Source organism: Synechococcus sp. R6-7 (assembly GCF_047461695.1).
Taxonomy (GTDB): Bacteria; Cyanobacteriota; Cyanobacteriia; order Thermostichales; family Thermostichaceae; genus Thermostichus.
On sequence record NZ_JANSHS010000531.1, the window covers coordinates 1 to 1,744 of the forward strand.

Annotated in this window: 3 protein-coding genes; 1 reads left to right on the top strand and 2 read right to left on the bottom strand. The window is 55.1% G+C overall.

Annotation, left to right across the window (positions count from 1 at the left end; genetic code table 11):
* Positions 1–105 precede the first annotated feature (105 nt).
* Both NW815_RS13805 and NW815_RS13810 read right to left on the bottom strand, forming a co-directional pair.
* Entirely contained in the window at positions 106–852 is a 747-nt protein-coding gene (locus NW815_RS13805) for a TVP38/TMEM64 family protein (RefSeq protein WP_414390417.1), read from the bottom strand.
* A gap of 80 nt (positions 853–932) precedes the next feature.
* Entirely contained in the window at positions 933–1,283 is a 351-nt protein-coding gene (locus NW815_RS13810; RefSeq protein WP_011432208.1) for a phenylpyruvate tautomerase MIF-related protein, read from the bottom strand.
* A gap of 111 nt (positions 1,284–1,394) precedes the next feature.
* Here NW815_RS13810 and NW815_RS13815 point away from each other — a divergent pair.
* Positions 1,395–1,744, top strand: a 350-nt coding sequence (locus tag NW815_RS13815; RefSeq protein WP_414416138.1) for a Rid family detoxifying hydrolase, incomplete at its 3' end; no start/stop codon positions are given.

Consider the following 1,744-nt stretch of genomic DNA (forward strand, 5'->3'; position numbering starts at 1 on the left):
CAAACGCTCCGCGCCGCTTCCGCGACCACCTCCAGTCCTTCTCCCAGAGAGAGAGGAGTTGGGAAGCAATGCAACAGATTTCATTCTTGTTTAAAATGCAATTCCCTAGGCAGGCTCCACCGCTTCTTGTAGGGCTTTGCGGGCAACGCGAGTGACGTAGACGGTAGCGGCTATGGTGGCGATGAGCCCCACGAGGCGAACGACCCATTGGGCGGTTTGAGCCTGAGGATCCAACTCCGCGCCTTCCATGTCGGCCAGGGATCCCGCCAATGAGCCGATGTACACATACATAAAAGTGCCCGGCACGATTCCAGCGGTGCCCAGCAAGTTATCCAGAAAAGAAATTTGGGTCAGCCCCAGGGCGTAGTTGAGCACATTGAAGGGAAACGCAGGCGACAGCCGAATCAGGCCGACTATTTTCCATCCCTCACGTCCCAACGCTCGATCGATGGCCGCAAACTTGGCATTTCCCTCAATCCATTTCACCACCTGTTCCCGCGCCAAGTAGCGCCCGATTAAAAAAGCCAAGTTGGCTCCAATGGTTGCCCCGATCAGCACGTACACAGTTCCGGCCAGCAACCCGAACACGGCCCCTGCCCCCAAGGTCAGTACCGAGGCTGGTAGAAGCAGCACCGTCGCTACAATGTAAATGGCAATGAAGAGGATTGGCCCCAGCAACCCCAAGCTTTCAATCCAAGCCAGAGCTTCGGCGAGCCAGTCTTGAATAACTCCAAAAAATCCCAATCGATGGGCTGCCCAAAAGATAAAAATGGCCAAGCCCAAGCCGGTAGCAAGCTTAAGCAAAATCCGCTGCTTTTGGGGATTTGTGTTGAGTTGAGGTAGCTCTTCCATTGGCTAAACTCCTACAAAGTTCTTGTGAGGCGAGCTAGGGCAAGCCAGAGTAGACAGCTCTTGGAGTGGGGGAAGTATCTTTACCCGAAAGTCGTGCCGTTCCATCCCCAAAGATAGCCTTTGGCATCGCTGAACTCAATGTAAATCCTCTTCTTGGGGATCCCCAATCGGGCCTCGATGGTGCCGCAAAAAAACTCGCTCATGGCTCGGGTTTGTTGGGCGGAAAATTGCCCGATACTCTTGATTTCTAGGTAACAACAGGGATCCCCACTGCCGGCAAAGGTCATCGGGATCCCACCCTCAAAGGCGGTCATCACGTAGGCTTCCGACTTGCCCAACTGTTCCGATAGAGCAGCAGACAGCACCTTAAGCAGTTCCTCTACTGCGGCGATTTCTGGTTGCACAGACGTTTGCAGCTTGATCAAAGGCATGGATCCCTCTCCCTATCAACAAATTCATCTTGAAATTCATCTTGGCATTCTCAGCCCCGCTCTTCGGCAATCCACCTGTGGTAGCGTAGCGACAGAGTTGGGCAAACCTCTATGGAGCAGACGAAGCCGGCCCAGCCAGAGATCGGCCACTACCGGGATCGGCCTGGGCCATGTCTTTGTGGCGTGCAAACCGAAGCTGCCCCCGCTCCTGTCGGCCCCTACAGCCAGGGCGTTACTGCTCTGGGGCCATTCCTGTTTACTGCCGGGCAGGTGGGCCTGGATCCCAAAACCGGCAAACTGGTGGGGGAGGACATTGTTTCTCAAACTCGGCAGGCGTTGCTGAACGTGCAGGCAGTGCTGGAAGCGGGGGGCACCACTCTCGCCAATGTGGTGAAGACAACGGTTTTCCTGGCCGATATGGAGGACTTTGCGGCCATGAACGAGGTTTATCGAGAGTTTTT